This window comes from Donghicola eburneus (assembly GCF_900115865.1).
Taxonomy (GTDB): domain Bacteria; phylum Pseudomonadota; class Alphaproteobacteria; order Rhodobacterales; family Rhodobacteraceae; genus Donghicola; species Donghicola eburneus.
The window spans coordinates 37,512-53,465 of record NZ_FOXY01000012.1; the positions used below are offsets into that span (position 1 = coordinate 37,512).

13 protein-coding genes are annotated in these 15,954 nt (G+C 60.3%); 12 read left to right on the plus strand and 1 reads right to left on the minus strand.

The features are described 5' to 3' along the window. Window positions 1–99 precede the first annotated feature (99 nt). The 10 genes from BM225_RS17665 (at window position 100) to pdeM (ending at window position 11,239) form a co-directional block, all read left to right on the plus strand. Window positions 100–1,338 (plus strand): CpaE/TadZ family protein, encoded by a 1,239-nt coding sequence (locus BM225_RS17665; protein WP_092465117.1) that lies wholly within the window; start codon window positions 100–102, stop codon window positions 1,336–1,338. A gap of 24 nt (window positions 1,339–1,362) precedes the next feature. Next, complete coding sequence (locus tag BM225_RS17670; protein WP_072705690.1) at window positions 1,363–2,793, plus strand: TadA family conjugal transfer-associated ATPase; 1,431 nt, start codon at window positions 1,363–1,365, stop codon at window positions 2,791–2,793. Window positions 2,794–2,796: 3 nt separating this feature from the next. Continuing rightward, window positions 2,797–3,765, plus strand: a complete 969-nt coding sequence (locus BM225_RS17675) for a type II secretion system F family protein (RefSeq protein ID WP_072705688.1) — start codon at window positions 2,797–2,799, stop codon at window positions 3,763–3,765. Between the two features lie 7 nt (window positions 3,766–3,772). Further along, on the plus strand, window positions 3,773–4,729 hold the full coding sequence (locus BM225_RS17680; RefSeq protein WP_072705686.1) for a type II secretion system F family protein: 957 nt from the start codon (window positions 3,773–3,775) through the stop codon (window positions 4,727–4,729). A 57-nt stretch (window positions 4,730–4,786) separates the two neighbouring features. Next, window positions 4,787–5,341 carry a tetratricopeptide repeat protein gene (locus BM225_RS17685; RefSeq protein WP_072705684.1) on the plus strand — a complete coding sequence of 185 codons (555 nt, stop codon included), beginning with the start codon at window positions 4,787–4,789 and terminating at the stop codon, window positions 5,339–5,341. Between the two features lie 27 nt (window positions 5,342–5,368). Then, a complete protein-coding gene (locus tag BM225_RS17690; protein WP_072705682.1) occupies window positions 5,369–6,223 on the plus strand; it encodes a tetratricopeptide repeat protein in 855 nt (284 codons plus the stop codon). A gap of 12 nt (window positions 6,224–6,235) precedes the next feature. Continuing rightward, window positions 6,236–6,730 carry an A24 family peptidase gene (locus tag BM225_RS17695; RefSeq protein ID WP_072705680.1) on the plus strand — a complete coding sequence of 165 codons (495 nt, stop codon included), beginning with the start codon at window positions 6,236–6,238 and terminating at the stop codon, window positions 6,728–6,730. 10 nt (window positions 6,731–6,740) lie between these two features. Then, window positions 6,741–8,057, plus strand: coding sequence for a P-loop NTPase family protein (locus BM225_RS17700; RefSeq protein ID WP_072705678.1), 1,317 nt, complete (start codon window positions 6,741–6,743; stop codon window positions 8,055–8,057). A 63-nt stretch (window positions 8,058–8,120) separates the two neighbouring features. After that, window positions 8,121–10,529, plus strand: coding sequence for a ligase-associated DNA damage response DEXH box helicase (locus BM225_RS17705; protein ID WP_072705676.1), 2,409 nt, complete (start codon window positions 8,121–8,123; stop codon window positions 10,527–10,529). 41 nt (window positions 10,530–10,570) lie between these two features. After that, window positions 10,571–11,239 (plus strand): ligase-associated DNA damage response endonuclease PdeM, encoded by a 669-nt coding sequence (pdeM, locus tag BM225_RS17710; RefSeq protein ID WP_072705673.1) that lies wholly within the window; start codon window positions 10,571–10,573, stop codon window positions 11,237–11,239. Here pdeM and BM225_RS17715 read toward each other — a convergent pair. Then, window positions 11,236–12,024: a LytTR family DNA-binding domain-containing protein gene (locus tag BM225_RS17715; protein ID WP_177218656.1), complete on the minus strand. Its 789-nt coding sequence runs from the start codon at window positions 12,022–12,024 to the stop codon at window positions 11,236–11,238. The genes pdeM and BM225_RS17715 overlap by 4 nt on opposite strands. Window positions 12,025–12,267: 243 nt before the next feature. On the opposite strand from BM225_RS17715, the gene BM225_RS17720 reads away from it, so the two are divergent. Both BM225_RS17720 and BM225_RS17725 read left to right on the plus strand, forming a co-directional pair. Further along, window positions 12,268–12,663, plus strand: a complete 396-nt coding sequence (locus BM225_RS17720) for a DUF2306 domain-containing protein (RefSeq protein ID WP_072705770.1) — start codon at window positions 12,268–12,270, stop codon at window positions 12,661–12,663. A 72-nt stretch (window positions 12,664–12,735) separates the two neighbouring features. After that, on the plus strand, window positions 12,736–15,915 hold the full coding sequence (locus tag BM225_RS17725) for a valine--tRNA ligase (RefSeq protein WP_072705669.1): 3,180 nt from the start codon (window positions 12,736–12,738) through the stop codon (window positions 15,913–15,915). Window positions 15,916–15,954 lie beyond the last annotated feature (39 nt).

The following is a 15,954-nucleotide window of genomic DNA, read 5'->3' on the forward strand; positions in this document are numbered from 1 at the left end:
TGGCCGTCATCTTTCTCCAAAGAGCCCCGAGTCTCATCGCTCGGGGATCATCTTTGGGGGCCAATGCGCCCTCGTTGTCAGAGAGTAACGAGGTAAAGAATGACCAGCGTAGATCCGACTCCAGAAAACGCGCAGATTCTGGCCTGCACGATCTCGCGGGATGTCGAGAATTTCGACCTTCTTATCGAGGATATGGAAACCGTGATGGGCGAGGCGTGGGGTGACCTGTCCCTCGACGAGGCCGCTGCGTTCCTATCTCAACCCGAAGCCTCTGGGATGGAGTTCGTCGCCATCGCGATGGACGACAGCGACGAAGAGGTCCTGCCCCAGATCGAAACAATTATCAGCAGCGCGCGGCAAGCGGGCATCAAGGTGATCCTTGTCACCGAGAATGTTTCGGCCAACCACCTGCACCAACTCTTGCGCCTCGGCGCCGAAGAATTCCTGCCCTACCCCCTGCCCGAAGGCGAGCTGGCCTCTGCGGTCGCGCGTCTGCGCACGCCGGCGCCTGAACCCGCAGCGCCGCAGCGTGTTGGCAAAGTGGCTCCTGCCAAGATTAGCACCGATGGCGTCGTTCTGGCCGTCCAAGGCATGGCAGGCGGCACAGGATCGACCACCATGGCGGTCAATCTGGCTTGGGAGCTTGCGAACATGAAGGGCGACCATCAACCACGTGTCGCACTTCTGGACATGAACCATCAGTTCGGCAGCGTCGCGACCTATCTCGACCTGCCCCGCCGCGATGCCGTGCACGAACTCCTGTCTGATGTCGAAGCAATGGATGATGACGCCTTCTGTGCCAGCCTCGTTCAGTTCGAAGAAAAGTTGAACGTCCTGACCGCTCCGCCGGACATTCTGCCGATGGATTACCTGACACAGGATGATGTCACCCATCTGATCGAAACGGCCCGCCAGAACTTCGATTATGTTGTGATCGACATGCCTTCGGTGATTACCCAATGGACGGACGTGGTACTGAACACTGCCCATGTTTACTTTGCGATGCTCGAACTCGAGATGCGGTCCGCCCAGAACACCCTGCGGCTCAAGCGCGTATTGCAAGCGGAGGATCTGCCTTTTGAAAAGATGCGCTTTATCCTGAACCGAGCGCCAAAATTCACGGACCTGACGGGCCGCTCTCGGATCAAACGTCTAGCCGAGAGTCTGGGAATTTCAATTGAGGTGCACCTGCCAGATGGTGGCAAGCCCGTGATGCAGGCCTGTGACCATGGACAGCCGCTAGCCGAAAGCGCAGCCAAGAACCCCTTGCGCAAAGAAATCGTCAAGCTGGCCACCCAATTGCACCAGCTGAACCAAACCACATCCGAGGCGGCCTGACGCCTCTAGACCGGGATAGACACCATGTTTTCGCGTTACAAGAAATCGACCGCCGTCGCGGCCGGTCGCGGGGTTGTTGACGCCGCACCGCAGCCCACCCCCGAACCCAAGCGTGCCGCCCCGCTGCGCAAACCACTGCCAACCACATCAGCGCGCCCAGCCGCGTCTGACAAAGAGCAGAAGCGCAAGGACCGACTGGCCGAACTGAAACTGCAGATGCACCGCGAGTTGCTGGATCACTTGAATCTGGCCGCGCTGGAACATGCCTCGGAAAAAGATCTGCGGGCAGAGATTTCGGACATCACGACTGAATCGCTGTCCGCAATGGGCGTTGTCCTGAACCGCGAGGAGCGCTCAACCCTCGTGACCGAGCTCTATGACGAAGTCACCGGACTTGGCCCGCTAGAGGCGCTGCTCAAAGACGAGACGGTCAGTGATATTCTGGTGAACGGTCCCAAGCGCATTTTCATCGAGCGCAGCGGCAAGCTGGAACTGTCGGACATCACCTTCAAGGATGAAAAGCACCTGCTGCGGATCATCGACAAGATCGTATCCGCCGTGGGCCGCCGCGTCGACGAATCCACACCTTACGTGGACGCCCGTTTGCAGGACGGCTCGCGTTTCAACGCCATGGTGCCCCCAGTGGCCGTGGACGGATCGCTGGTGTCGATCCGTAAATTCAAAAAGGACAAGCTGGGGATCGACGACCTGATCAACTTCGGCGCCTTTAACGAAGAAATGGCCGCCTATCTGCAAGCCGCCGTCGCCACGCGTCTAAACGTGATTGTCTCTGGCGGCACAGGTTCCGGCAAGACGACCACACTGAACGCGCTGTCTTCTTTCATCGACAACAGCGAACGCATCCTGACCATCGAGGATACAGCCGAACTCCAGCTGCAGCAGACCCACGTGGGCCGCATGGAAAGCCGCCCCCCGAACGTCGAGGGCAAAGGCGCCGTCACACAGCGGGACTGTTTGCGGAACGCGCTTCGTATGCGTCCTGACCGCATCATCGTCGGCGAGACACGCGGCGAAGAGGTCATCGACATGCTGCAGGCGATGAACACTGGTCACGACGGATCTATGACCACCATTCACGCGAACAATGCCCGCGACGGTATCAGCCGTTTGGAGAACATGGTCGCGATGGCCGGGATCGAGATGCCGCTTAAGGCGGTGCGTAGCCAGATCGCGTCTGCGGTGAACCTGATCGTGCAGGCCAGCCGCTTGCAGGACGGCTCGCGCCGTATGGTGTCCATCACCGAGATCACGGGGATGGAAGGCGAGGTTATCTCTATGCAGGAAATCTTCCGGTTCCAGCGGACGGGCATAGGCCCCGACAACAAGATCATGGGCCATTTCACTGGCACCGGCGTGCGCAGCTACTACTCAGAGCGGTTCCGCCTATGGGGCTACGATCTGCCACCGTCGATCTATGAACCAGTAAGAGGGTAAGATATGTCACTCGATCCCGAACTGATTATCTATGTCCTGATCTTTGTCGGCGTTCTGGTCCTGATCGAGGGCGTCTACCTGACCGTCTTTGGCAAATCGATCAGCCTGAACAACCGCGTGAACCGCCGTCTGGAAATGCTGGACAAGGGCAAAGATCGCGAACAGGTGCTGGAACAGCTGCGCAAGGAAATGCAGCAGCACATGAAGGCACAGTCGATTCCGATCTACTCGTTGCTGGCGAGCAAAGCGCAGAAGGCGGCAATCGCGTTCACGCCGCGCCAGTTAATCCTGATGATGATCGGCCTCAGCGCTGTCGCCTTTGTGGTTCTCACCGCCACGACCGAGGCGGATACCCCTATCCGTGCCGCAATCGCTGTCGGCATGGGCGTCGGCGGCGTGTACTTCTGGATCAACCGCAAGGCCACCAAGCGGATGGCAATGATAGAAGAGCAACTGCCCGATGCGGTTGAGCTTATGGTCCGTTCCTTGCGCGTCGGGCACCCTTTTAGCTCTGCCATCAACATCGTCGCCAAAGAGGTGGACGATCCCTTGGCCACCGAGATCGGTGTGATCGCAGACGAGGCTGCCTATGGCCGTGACGTCAGCGAATCCCTACGGGAAATGGCGTCGCGTTTGGAAAATCAGGACCTTCGCTTTATGGCGGTTGCGGTGTCGATCCAGCAGCAATCGGGCGGCAACCTTGCGGAAATTTTGGCTGGTCTGGCCAAGGTGATCCGCGCCCGCTTCAAGCTGTTTCGCCGCGTCAAGGCTATCACCGCCGAGGCGAAATGGTCCGGCATGTTCCTGTCCGGCTTCCCCATCGCGGGCTTGGCACTGATGAACATGATCAACCCCGGCTACTACGACGAGGTGTCGACCACCGAATACTGGGTCCCAGCCTGTCTGGTCGTTGGCGGCTTCCTCGTGGCGAATATGATCGTCATGCGGGCCCTCGTAAACATCAAGGTATGAGGTCGCTATGTCCATGCTCACAGATATCCTAGGCCCGTTTGGCTTTGTCATCATCGCAGGCGGACTTGGGCTGGTCCTGATCGCGGTCGCTGCCGGAATGTTCCTGCTGCAGCCTGCCGATCCGCTAAAGAAGCTGCAGGCCGCCAGCGCCGCAACATCTACCACTGGCCGCGAAAACCGCCTGCGCGCGGATAGCGGTACCGACAAGCTCGAGAAATTCTCGCACTTTCTCGAACCGCAGGACGAAGAAGAGTTCTCGTCGATCCGGCTCAAGCTCATTCAGGCTGGCTACCGATCGCGCAACGCCGTTCGCTGGTACTTCTTTGCTCAGATGGTTCTAGGACTTGGGGCGCTGGGGCTAGGGCTACTCTATGCCTTTATGGCCAGCGCGCAGGAAACGTTGCAACCCAAAGAAATGGTCATGTACGCGCTATTGCCTGCGGTCGTCGGCTACATGGCGCCGCGCTACTGGGTGAACAAGCGCCAAGAAGAACGGCAAAAGTCGATCCTCGAGGGGTTTCCCGACGCGCTCGATATGATGCTGGTGTGTGTCGAGGCAGGTCAGTCCATGGACCAATCGATCATCCGCGTCGCCCGCGAAAGCCGCGACGGCTACCCTGCCCTCTCCGAAGAGTTCGAGATCGTCGCCCACGAAATGAAGGCCGGCAAAGACAAGGCTGTCGTTCTTCGCGACCTATCCGAACGCGCTGGCGTACCTGACATCTCTAGCTTTGTGACGGTCCTGATCCAATCCGCCACCTTTGGTACGCCGATCACTGACGCCCTGCGCGTCTATGCCGAGGAAATGCGCGACAAACGCGTGATGCGCGCCGAGGAAAAGGCAAACACTCTGCCTACGAAAATGACACTCGCCACGATGGGCCTGACCGTTCCCCCTCTCATCCTGATCCTCATCGGTCCATCCATCTACGGTATCGTTGAGATGTTCGAGAAAATGAAATAGCACTCGACCTAACGGGAGGTCCGATCACTTTGAGTGGCCTTGGGAGATTGGTTGAAAATGGCACGTTGGGCGTTTGGCATTTTGGTGATTGCGTCATTGACTGCGTGTGACAGCGCCCCAGCCGACCTGCCTGACAACCCTTATGCGCCCGCGACGGATTACTCAGCAGAACCCGTGGACCAGCTTCTGGTCGGGGATCGCCTGATGGATGCGGGCGAATTCGAACTGGCCCTACAGGCGTACACCCGCGCCGCCGGAAACCGCGGCATGACGCCCGAGGTGCTCGGGGCCTTGGGCGCCGCGAACCTGCGATTGGGCCGATTGGGCCAAGCGGAAACCCAACTGCGCAAATCTGTGGCCGAAGACAACGACAACTACGGGACTTGGAACAATCTGGGGGTCGTTCTTATGGAAGCGGACCGGACCTCCGAGGCGGTGCAGGTCTTTCGTCAGGCCTATGCCCTGTCCAACGGCCAGAGCGACGAAATCCGCGATAACCTGCGCAAAGCACTCGCTAAATTCGAGGATGCGCAGTATGATGACGTAGAAAACACTTACAAATTGGTGCGGCAAGGGACCGGAGAGTACCTTCTCAAAACGACACCAGAATGAGGCAGCAGCAGTAAAAGGACGCAGAAAATGCGCCATTGGTTTATTGTATCTCTTTGTATTGGCGGGACTTTGGCCCTCTCCGCCTGTGGCGCAAACGATCAGAGCAGCGTCGATCGCAAACTTCAGGAAGTGAACGTCATTGACGAAACCAACCTGAGCGACGTGATGCTGACTGTCGCCGATCCAGGCGAGGCCGTGAACTATTTCCGGCGCTCCGGCCTAGAAAATCCCGACCGGATCGACCTGCAGCGTGGCCTCGCTGCATCACTTGTCCGCGCCAAACGCCCGCACGAGGCCGTCATCGAATGGCGCAAGGTTGCCGCGATGGAAGGCGCGACCAATGACGACAAAGTTGGTCTGGCCGACGCGCAAATCCGCGCGAACGAATTTGACGCTGCGCGCGAGACCTTGAACTCGATCCCCCCGACCTACGAGACCTTCAAACGCTATCGGCTAGAGGCGATTGTGGCCGACGCCGCCAAGGACTGGAAAAAGGCTGATGCCTTCTACGAGACCGCCCTTGGCCTGACGCTGAGCCCCGCGGGCGTTCTGAACAACTGGGGCTATTCGAAGCTGACTCGCGGTGATTTTGCCGGTGCCGAACGTCTGCTCACCGACTCGATCCGACAGGACAACAGCGTCTTTACCGCCAAGAACAACCTCGTTCTGGCTCGCGGCGCACAGGGCAACTACACCCTGCCCGTCATTCCCATGGACCAGACAGAGCGCGCAAAGCTGCTGCACACGCTGGCCCTGACCGCGATCAAGCAAGGCGACGTCAAAACCGGCCAAGCCCTGCTGAAAGAAGCGATAGAAACCCACCCCCAGCACTTCGAGGAAGCAACCCGCAGCCTCCGTGCTCTTGAAGGAACGAATGGCTAGTAGGATCCGGTAATGCCTCTTGATAGCACTCAGGCGCTTGTTTTTCTTGTACCCCTTTTGCCCGTCTGCCTCTTTGTGATCTGGAGCGATCTAGCAACGATGAAGATCCCGAACAAGGTCGTTCTGGCGACCTTGGTTCTTTATGCCATAACCGGCCCCTTTGTTCTGCCGATCGAAGACTACGCGTGGCGGTTCAGCCATGCGGCAGTGATGCTGGTGGCCGGTATGCTGATGAACGCTGGCGGCGTCATGGGCGCAGGCGACGCCAAGTTTCTGGCGGCTGCCGCACCATTTGTCCCCGTAGGCGACGCGATCCTGCTTGGCGCGATCATGGCCCCGATGATCATCGCGACATTTGTCCTGCATCGCATCGCCCGCGCCACGCCGCTGCGCACCGCAACCGCAGGCTGGGAAAGCTGGGATCGTCCGCGCGAATTCCCCATGGGCGTGCCGCTGGGTCTGACCTTGCTGACCTATCTGGGCCTCCGCGCCCTTGGCATTGCCTGAGGGGCAGATCATGAGCCATGAACTTGGACAAGGCGGGGTCGAGGCCCCTCCGGCCCCGCGCCGTCTGCAAGACATGCAGCTGAGCATGGTGATGATGCGGGATATCCTGCTGAAAACCATGTTCCGCATGAACCTTGATATGGTCAGCGACCTGTCCCGCGCCCTGTGCCTGCCTATCCCCGTCGCGCAGGAATTGGTGGATGTGGCGCGCGGTCAGAAAATGCTCGAAGCCACGGGGACGCTGAGCGCGACCAGCAGCAGCGAAATGGGCTATCAGCTGACCGACGCAGGCAAGGCCCGTGCGCAGGATGCTCTGTCACAGTCGGAATACTACGGTGCGATGCCTGTGCCGATGGACGTCTATGCCCAGCAAGTCAAACGACAGTCCGTCCGCAATATGAAGATCACACGCCAGCAGCTGATGTCGGCCATGGGCCACCTGATCCTACCGCCGAACCTGATCGACCAGTTGGGGCCTGCGGTGACATCCGGTCGTTCCATCCTGATGTACGGACCGCCGGGGAACGGGAAGTCCTCGATCTCAAACGGGATTCGGGATGCGCTGGGTGACAAGATCTATGTGCCCCGCGCCATCGAATACTCCGGTCAGGTGATCACCGTCTACGACCCCATCGTGCACACCGCCGTGGCCGAAGAAGAGGAGGATCCCACCTCTCTGCGCCGCACCACTGGCCGGTTTGACACCCGCTATGTGCGCTGCGAACGCCCGACCGTGATTACGGGCGGCGAACTTACGTTGGACATGCTGGATCTGGTCTACAACCCGAACGCGCGGACCTATCAGGCGCCCTTGCAGCTGAAATCCACTGGCGGCGTGTTCATCGTGGACGACCTTGGCCGTCAGGCCGACCCGCCGCAGGCGCTGATCAACCGCTGGATCGTTCCCTTGGAAGAGGGCAAGGATATCCTCGCCCTGCAATCAGGCGAGAAGTTCGAGGTGCCGTTCGACACGCTGGTCATCTTCTCGACCAACTTCCACCCGAACGACATCTTCGACAAAGCGGCGCTGCGCCGGATCTTTTTCAAGATCAAGATCGACGGGCCGGATCAGGCGGACTTCCTGAAAATCTTTGCCCTAATCGCGCGGAAAAAGAAGATGCCACTGGATGAAAAGTCCCTGCTGCACCTGCTGAAGAAGAAGTACCCGACGATCGACAACGTCTATGCGAACTACCAGCCGGTGTTCCTGATCGACCAGATGATCGCGATTTGTGAGTTCGAGGGCATCCCCTATCAGATGACGCCAGAGCTGATTGATCGCGCTTGGGCCAACATGTTCGTCAAGGACGAGGTCATCGTTCGATAAATCTGGATCAGGCCCGCGTGTCGGGCCTTTTCCCGTCCCAGCAGCGCCCCATATGATCACGGTATGAGAGCACTGCCCCCCATCCTGAAAAACTGGTTCGACACCCGCGGTTGGTCCATCCACCCGCACCAGCAGGATATGCTGGATCGGTCTGACGCGCCGTCCCTGCTGCTGATTGCGCCGACTGGTGGAGGCAAGACCTTGGCCGGTTTCCTGCCCACACTCGCCGATCTAGCCGAGGGCCCGCACGAGGGGCTGCACACCCTCTATATTTCACCGCTCAAGGCGCTCGCCAGTGACATCCGCCGGAATCTGGAACGCCCGATTGCCGAGATGGCCCTGCCCATCCGCGTCGAGGATCGCACCGGCGACACATCGGCCACGCGCAAGCGCCGCCAGCGCGCCGACCCGCCCCATATTCTGCTGACCACGCCCGAAAGCCTTGCGCTGCTGACCAGCTACGAGGATGCGCCGCGCATGTTTGCGGGGCTCAAGCGGGTGATCATCGACGAAATCCACGCGCTAGAGGAATCCAAACGCGGCGATCAGCTGATGCTGGCCGTTTCCCGCCTGCAAACTCTGTGCCCCGAAATGCGCCGCGTGGGCCTGTCCGCCACCGTGGACGACCCCGCAGCCATCGCGCGGATGCTGGCCAAGCATCCCGACCCGTGCGAGGTCGTTCTGGCTGACCCCGGGCCTGATCCTGACATCCGGATGCTGGAAACCACCGAGGCGCCCCCTTGGTCCGGCGGCGGCGGGCGCTACGCGATCCCCGCGGTGCTCGAACAGGTCAAGCAGCACAAAACCACGCTGATCTTTCACAACACCCGTGCGCAGGCCGAGATTTTCTTTCACCACCTTTGGCTCGCGAACGAGGACAGCCTGCCCATCGGCATCCACCACGGCAGCCTGTCCCGCGAGCAGCGCGAGCGGGTCGAACAGGCGATGGTGGACGGTCAACTGAGGGCGATCGTGTGTACCGGCAGCCTCGATCTGGGGATCGACTGGGGCGATGTCGATCTGGTCATTCAGGTCGGCGCGCCCAAGAACGTCAAACGCTTGGTCCAGCGGATCGGCCGCGCCAACCACCGTTACAACGCTCCGTCCAAGGCGCTGCTGGTGCCCGCGAACCGCTTTGAGGTGGTCGAATGCCACGCTGCTTTGGAAGCGGTCAAGGACCACGATCTGGACGGCGAAACTCGCCAGCGGGGGCCCAAGGATGTCCTGTGCCAGCACATCCTGATCCGCGCTTGTGCTGGCGCGTTCGACGCCATGGACCTGCTTCACGAAATCCGCACGGTGGGCCCCTATGCCGACCTGACCCGCGCCGAGTTTGACGATTGCCTCGATTTCGTGGCGACCGGCGGCTACGCCCTGCGGGCCTATGACAAATGGCAGCGCCTGATGCAGCGAGCCGATGGGATGTGGCAGTTGCGCGACCCCCGCGCCACCCGCCAGATCCGCATGAATATTGGAACAATCATGGACCCCGACACGCTTAAGGTCCGGTTCACAGGCCGCGGCGGTGCCCCTTTGGGCGAGATCGAAGAGGGCTTTGCCGCGCAACTGACGCCGGGCGACACCTTTCTGATCGGCGGACAGATCGTCCGCTACGAAGCGCTGCGCGAGATGACCGTCGAAGTCACCCGCCGCGCGGACAAAGAGCCAAAGATCGCAACGTTTAACGGCACTAAATTCGCGACCTCGACCCAGCTCAGCCAGCGCATCTTGCGCATGTTCCAGCAGGACAATTGGCCCACCCTGCCCACGCACACAGCCCAGTGGCTGCACCTGCAACGCGAAGTCAGCCGCCTGCCCGAACCCGGCCGCCTGTTGATCGAGAGCTTCCCGCGGGATGCCCGTCATTACACCTGCGTCTACGGGTTTGCGGGGCGAAATGCACAGCAAACGCTCGGGCTGTTGATGACCAAACGGATGGATGAACTGAACCTTGCGCCCTTGGGGTTCGTCGCGACCGACTATGCCACGCTGATCTGGGGTCTGGAGCCCCTGCGCGACCCCGCACCGCTGTTCGATCTGCACGCCCTGCGGGACGGTCTCGACAGTTGGCTCGCGGGGAATGCAGTCATGAAGCGGACCTTTAAATCCAGCGCAATCATCGCCGGTCTGATCGACCGCAACCACGCGGGCCAGCGCAAATCGGGTCGGCAGGCGACGTTCAGCAGCGACATCCTGTACGACACCCTGCACCGCTATGACCCCGACCATCTGATGCTACGGATTACCGGAGAGGAAGCCGAACGCGGCCTCGTCGATTTCTCTCGAATTGAAGAGATGATCACCCGCGTGCACGGCACCATCGACCACATTACCTTGGATCGGGTCACACCCCTGTCTGCACCCTTGTTCCTAGAGCACGGGCGCACGCCGGTCGAAGGGGCGGGCCAAGATCGTCTGCTGGCTGACGCCGCGCAGGAACTGATGGCCGAGGTCGGGCTGGACGCGCTCTGATCCCTCTTGCACGTGGGCAATGTTCATGGTCTGTACGCGCCATGACCGCATTTCGTTTCACCTTTGCCCAGACAGAGCTCAAGGCGCTGCCATCCGGAGCACTCTATTGGCCGGAGCAACGGCTGCTTTGTGTTTCCGACCTGCATCTGGGCAAGAGCGAACGGATCGCGCGGCGCGGCGGCACGATGCTGCCCCCCTATGAGACCACAGACACCCTCACGCGGCTCGAGGCTGCTATTGACGCGACTGATCCCGCGCACGTGGTTTGCCTGGGAGATAGCTTTGACGATCTGGCGGCGGGCGCGGCGCTCAGCGCGCGGGAGCGTGACTGGCTGATCCGGCTGCAAGCGGGCCGCACTTGGATATGGATCGAAGGGAACCATGACCCCGCACCGCTGGAGCTCGGTGGCAGCCACATGGCGGAATTCATCGTTGGGCCACTCACGTTTCGCCACATTGCCGAGAATGGCGCGACGGGGGAAATCTCAGGGCACTATCATCCCAAAGCGGCCTTAACACTTAGAGGACGCCATATCTCGCGCCCATGCTTTCTGCGCTCGGAGAATAGGCTCATTATGCCTGCTTTCGGCACCTACACAGGGGGCCTTAAATGCTCTGATCCGGTGTTGAAAGAGCTGATGGACGCGACATCTATTGCGCTGCTCACGGGGCGGCAGATTACACCATTGCCCTATGCGCGGCTGCGTTAATCCTCGGCGAGGCCAGCGTCCGCGACTCGGCTGCGGTAGGTCTTGCTGACCGGCACTTCGTAGCCATCGCGCATGAGCAGAAACATCTTTGTCCCCTCTTTGCGGCAGCCGGTCACAGCCTCTGAGTTCACCCAGTGGGAGCGGTGGGTCAGAATGCCATTGCCCTCTCCCATCTCGCGGACTGCGTCGGCAAAACGCATCAAAATCCGCTCCTGTCCCAAATCGGTTTCGATTTCGACATAGTGATCGTTCACGGTCATCCTGATTATCTGATCAAACCGAGACGCCGCGATCCGGTCAAAGATGGCGGGCGCGACCTGCGTTGGTGCGGCGCCAGAGGCATCCTTCGAATGAAAAAGATAAAACCGCACCAAGGCGACCGCGAAACTGGCGAATGTCGCAGTCAAGAATACCTGCAGGTCCGACGGATAGAGTTCGGTCGATAGGATGAGGCCCTGATCAATCGCCACCCAGCGCATCAATGGCGTCAGATAAGCCGCAAAGACGACCGAGGACAAAAGCCCACCCTGCAGAAACCCGATCTTGGGCAGCAGCAGATCGGTTACGGACCGATTGAACATCCCGAGTGCCGTGGCGATCCAAATGATCGCAGTCCAAAGGATGAGCGCATGCCAGAAGTCGTAGATGTCCGAACGGAACGGACCGATCACCGCAAGGATCACCGGCGAGACGAGCATGGCGACGCGGAAAGTCGGATGTTTCATCCGTTGCAGGGTGGCCGAGAGCGCGCCCGATAGGATAGCGAGAGCAGTATTTTTGGCCACGGGGTCGGATGTCCTGGAATCTGTCGCGGGGTCGTCGCATTGATGAAAATCTTTGTTTTCCATAAAGCTGACACCCGACAAAATCGCAACACACCCAATTTGCGGGCAAGAAACCGCCCACACCATCGTAGGTTAGTCTAACATATCCGATGGGAGGATAGGCAAGGCTCATTCGCAATCGTGTTTGACAAAGTGATTGCGGAATCCTACCAAAAAATCATTTGGTTTATTGGATTTTTAATCATGTCTGTGCACCCACTTGGAGCTGCCCCTGCGCTGATACAGGTGCACACGTTTGCAGCTTTCGGCGCCGCAGCATTGACAATTTTGATCTTCTCCATGCCGCGCGGGACCCTGTGGCATCGTCGGTTAGGATGGGCTTGGGTTTGCACCATGGCTCTGGCTGCTCTTACCAGCTTTGGGATCACGGAAATGCGGCAAGGTCAGTTGGGCCCGATCCACGTGCTGTCCGTCGCAACACTTGGTTTTCTAGTGCTTGGCGTTGTGCGGGCGCGCCGGCGTCAGATCGCGGGCCATCGGCGCACCATGCTGGGGCTGACCTATGGCGCGCTCTGCGTCGCCGGTGCCTTTACCCTGTTGCCCGGCCGACTCATGCACACGGTTCTGTTTGGCCAATAGACGGCCCTACGCTCTTTCCCTTCGGCCAGCCCTTCGATAGAACCCTGCGCAGACAAACAAGGGGATCTCTCCATGGCCATGGAAAAAACCTTCAACGCGGCCGAAGCCGAGCCGCGAATTTCGAAGAAATGGGAAGAGACGCACGCCTTTGCGGCCGGTGCGAACAAGAAACGTGACGACACCTTCACCATCATGATCCCCCCGCCGAACGTGACGGGCGCCCTGCACGTGGGCCACGCGTTCAACAACACCCTGCAGGACATTCTGGTCCGCTGGCACCGGATGCGCGGCTTTGACACCCTGTGGCAGCCCGGTCAGGACCACGCAGGCATCGCAACCCAGCTGCAGGTCGAAAAAATGCTGGCCGCCACTGGCCAACCCGGTCGCCGCGAATTGGGGCGTGAGGCGTTTCTGGACAAGGTCTGGGAATGGAAGGGCGAATACGGCGGAACCATCGTGAACCAGCTCAAACGCCTTGGCTCAAGCTGTGACTGGGACCGCAACGCGTTTACCATGGCGGGCGCCCCCGGCGATCCGCGCACCGGCCACGAGAACAGCCCCAACTTCCACGACGCCGTGATCAAGGTGTTCGTTGAGATGTACAACAAGGGCTTCATCTATCGCGGCAAGCGTTTGGTGAACTGGGACCCCCACTTTGAAACCGCGATTTCGGACCTCGAGGTCGAGAATATCGAAGTCGACGGCCACATGTGGCACTTCAAATACCCGCTGGCGGGCGGCGAGACCTACACCTACGTCGAAAAGGACGAGGACGGGAACGTCACTTTCAGCGAAGAGCGTGACTACATCAGCATCGCGACCACTCGCCCCGAGACCATGTTGGGTGACGGCGCGGTTGCCGTGCACCCCGATGACGAGCGTTACGCGCCCATCGTTGGCAAGCTCTGCGAAATCCCAGTCGGCCCCAAGGAACAGCGCCGCCTGATCCCGATCATCACCGACGAATACCCCGACATGGCGTTCGGCTCGGGTGCGGTGAAGATCACTGGCGCGCATGACTTCAACGACCACGAAGTCGCCAAGCGCGGCAACATTCCCCAGTACCGTCTGATGGACACCACTGCGCACATGCGTGCGGACGGTGCCCCCTATGCCGAAGAAGCGGCCAAGGCGGCGGAATACGCGGCGGGCAAGCCCTTTACCGTTCAGGAAATCGACGCGATCAACCTGGTCCCCGATGAATACCGCGGTCTGGATCGCTACGAGGCCCGCAAGCTAGTTGTCCAGAACATCATCGACGAAGGTCTGGCCGTCATGACCGTGGCGACCGACCCGCGTCTTGGCAAAGCGGCTGTTAAGGCCCCCGTTGCCCCCGAAGAGGGCGGCGAAGCCCGCACCGAAGAAGAGCAGCTGGTCCCCCTGATCGAAGCCAAGAAGATCATGCAGCCCTTCGGCGACCGCTCGAAGGTCGTGATCGAGCCCATGCTCACCGACCAGTGGTTCGTGGACGCGGAAAAGGTCGTTGGCCCCGCGCTGGACGCTGTCCGGACCGGCCGCACCAAGATTATCCCCGAGTCCGGCGAGAAGACCTATTACCACTGGCTTGAGAACATCGAGCCTTGGTGCATCAGCCGCCAGCTGTGGTGGGGCCACCAGATCCCCGTGTGGTACGGTCTGGAACTGGCCGCCGATGGCTTCAAGGACGACGAAGGCAACGGTGCGCTGGACGAAGTCGAGATCATGCGCCTGCTGACCCGTGACCATCTGGTACACCGCGGCGAGGTGTATCACGCTGGCAGCGATGCCGATGACGCTGGCAAGAAATTCGTTGACGTTCTGGCCGGTCTGCCCACCCCCCTGAACCACGCCCGCGTCATTGAGGTAGAAAACCGTCAGGCCGCGATCGAGGCTCTGGCCGAAGGTCTGGCGCAGTACAACGTCACCCAAGACCCGACCCAGCTGGTCTACCCGATCTGGCGCGACGCCGACGTTCTGGACACTTGGTTCAGCTCGGGCCTCTGGCCCATCGGCACGCTAGGTTGGCCGAAATGGGACGAAAGCACGTCCAAGTACTTCCCGACCGATGTGCTGATCACCGGCTTTGACATCCTGTTCTTCTGGGTCGCGCGCATGATGATGATGCAGCTGGCCGTGGTGGATGAGATCCCGTTCCACACCATCTACCTGCATGACCTCGTCCGCGACGAGAAGGGCAAGAAGATGTCCAAGACCACCGGCAACGTCATCGACCCGCTGGAAATCGTGGACGAGTACGGCGCGGACGCCCTGCGTTTCACCAATGCGGCCATGGCCTCGATCGGCGGTGTACTGAAACTGTCCAAGGACCGCATCGCGGGCTACCGGAACTTTGGCACCAAACTGTGGAACGCCTCTCGCTTTGCCGAGATGAACGGCGTGTTCGAAGGCTACGTCCCCCAAAGCGTACCCCCTCAGGCCAAGGAAACGGTGAACCGCTGGATCATCGGCGAAGTGGCCCGCGCCCGCGTGGCCACCGACACCGCCCTGTCGGCCTACCGTTTCAATGACGCGGCGCTGGGGCTCTATGCCTTTGTCTGGGGCAAGGTCTGCGACTGGTACGTGGAATTCGCCAAGCCGCTCTTGAACAGTGACGACGAAGCGGTTCTGGCCGAAACCCGTGAGACCATGGGTTGGGTCATCGACCAGTCGATCCTGATGCTGCACCCCTTCATGCCCTTCATCACCGAAGAGCTGTGGGACCAACTGGCCGACCGCGAAAAGATGCTGGTCCACGGCGACTGGCCCGAATACGGCGAAGAGCTGATCGATGCCGCCGCAGACAGCGAGATGAACTGGGTGATTTCGCTGATCGAAGGCATTCGTTCGGCGCGCGCACAAATGCACGTCCCCGCTGGCTTGCACGTGCCGCTGGTCGTCACTGGTTTCACCGCTGATGCCAAGGCCGCCTTTGCCCGCAACGAAACCCTGATCAAGAAGCTGGCCCGCGTGGACAGCCTGACCGAAGTCGACGCTTTCCCCAAAGGCTGTGCGACCTTGGGCGTTTCGGGCGGCAGCTTCGGCCTGCCTCTGGCAGACATCATCGACGTGGCCGAGGAAAAGGCCCGTCTCGAGAAAACGCTGACCAAGCTGGCCAAAGAGATCAAAGGTCTGTCGGGCCGCGTGAACAACCCCAAATTCGTGGCCTCGGCCCCTGAAGAGGTGGTTGAAGAAGCGCGCGCCAACCTTGCCGAACGCGAAGCCGAAGAGGCGAAGCTGCAAGAGGCACTCGCTCGTCTCGCAGAGATCGGTTAACCCAAAAAACGGCGGGCCTTGCAAGGCGCGAGGCCCGCA

What these genes read in the sequence shown, in the direction of transcription:
- BM225_RS17690 (WP_072705682.1), top strand. Translation starts at nt 5,369, where the DNA reads ATGCGCCATTGGTTTATTGTATCTCTTTGTATTGGCGGGACTTTGGCC.
- BM225_RS17670 (WP_072705690.1), top strand. Translation starts at nt 1,363, where the DNA reads ATGTTTTCGCGTTACAAGAAATCGACCGCCGTCGCGGCCGGTCGCGGG.
- BM225_RS17720 (WP_072705770.1), top strand. Translation starts at nt 12,268, where the DNA reads ATGTCTGTGCACCCACTTGGAGCTGCCCCTGCGCTGATACAGGTGCAC.
- BM225_RS17695 (WP_072705680.1), top strand. Translation starts at nt 6,236, where the DNA reads ATGCCTCTTGATAGCACTCAGGCGCTTGTTTTTCTTGTACCCCTTTTG.
- BM225_RS17685 (WP_072705684.1), top strand. Translation starts at nt 4,787, where the DNA reads ATGGCACGTTGGGCGTTTGGCATTTTGGTGATTGCGTCATTGACTGCG.
- BM225_RS17680 (WP_072705686.1), top strand. Translation starts at nt 3,773, where the DNA reads ATGTCCATGCTCACAGATATCCTAGGCCCGTTTGGCTTTGTCATCATC.
- BM225_RS17725 (WP_072705669.1), top strand. Translation starts at nt 12,736, where the DNA reads ATGGCCATGGAAAAAACCTTCAACGCGGCCGAAGCCGAGCCGCGAATT.
- BM225_RS17700 (WP_072705678.1), top strand. Translation starts at nt 6,741, where the DNA reads ATGAGCCATGAACTTGGACAAGGCGGGGTCGAGGCCCCTCCGGCCCCG.
- pdeM (WP_072705673.1), top strand. Translation starts at nt 10,571, where the DNA reads ATGACCGCATTTCGTTTCACCTTTGCCCAGACAGAGCTCAAGGCGCTG.
- BM225_RS17665 (WP_092465117.1), top strand. Translation starts at nt 100, where the DNA reads ATGACCAGCGTAGATCCGACTCCAGAAAACGCGCAGATTCTGGCCTGC.
- BM225_RS17675 (WP_072705688.1), top strand. Translation starts at nt 2,797, where the DNA reads ATGTCACTCGATCCCGAACTGATTATCTATGTCCTGATCTTTGTCGGC.
- BM225_RS17705 (WP_072705676.1), top strand. Translation starts at nt 8,121, where the DNA reads ATGAGAGCACTGCCCCCCATCCTGAAAAACTGGTTCGACACCCGCGGT.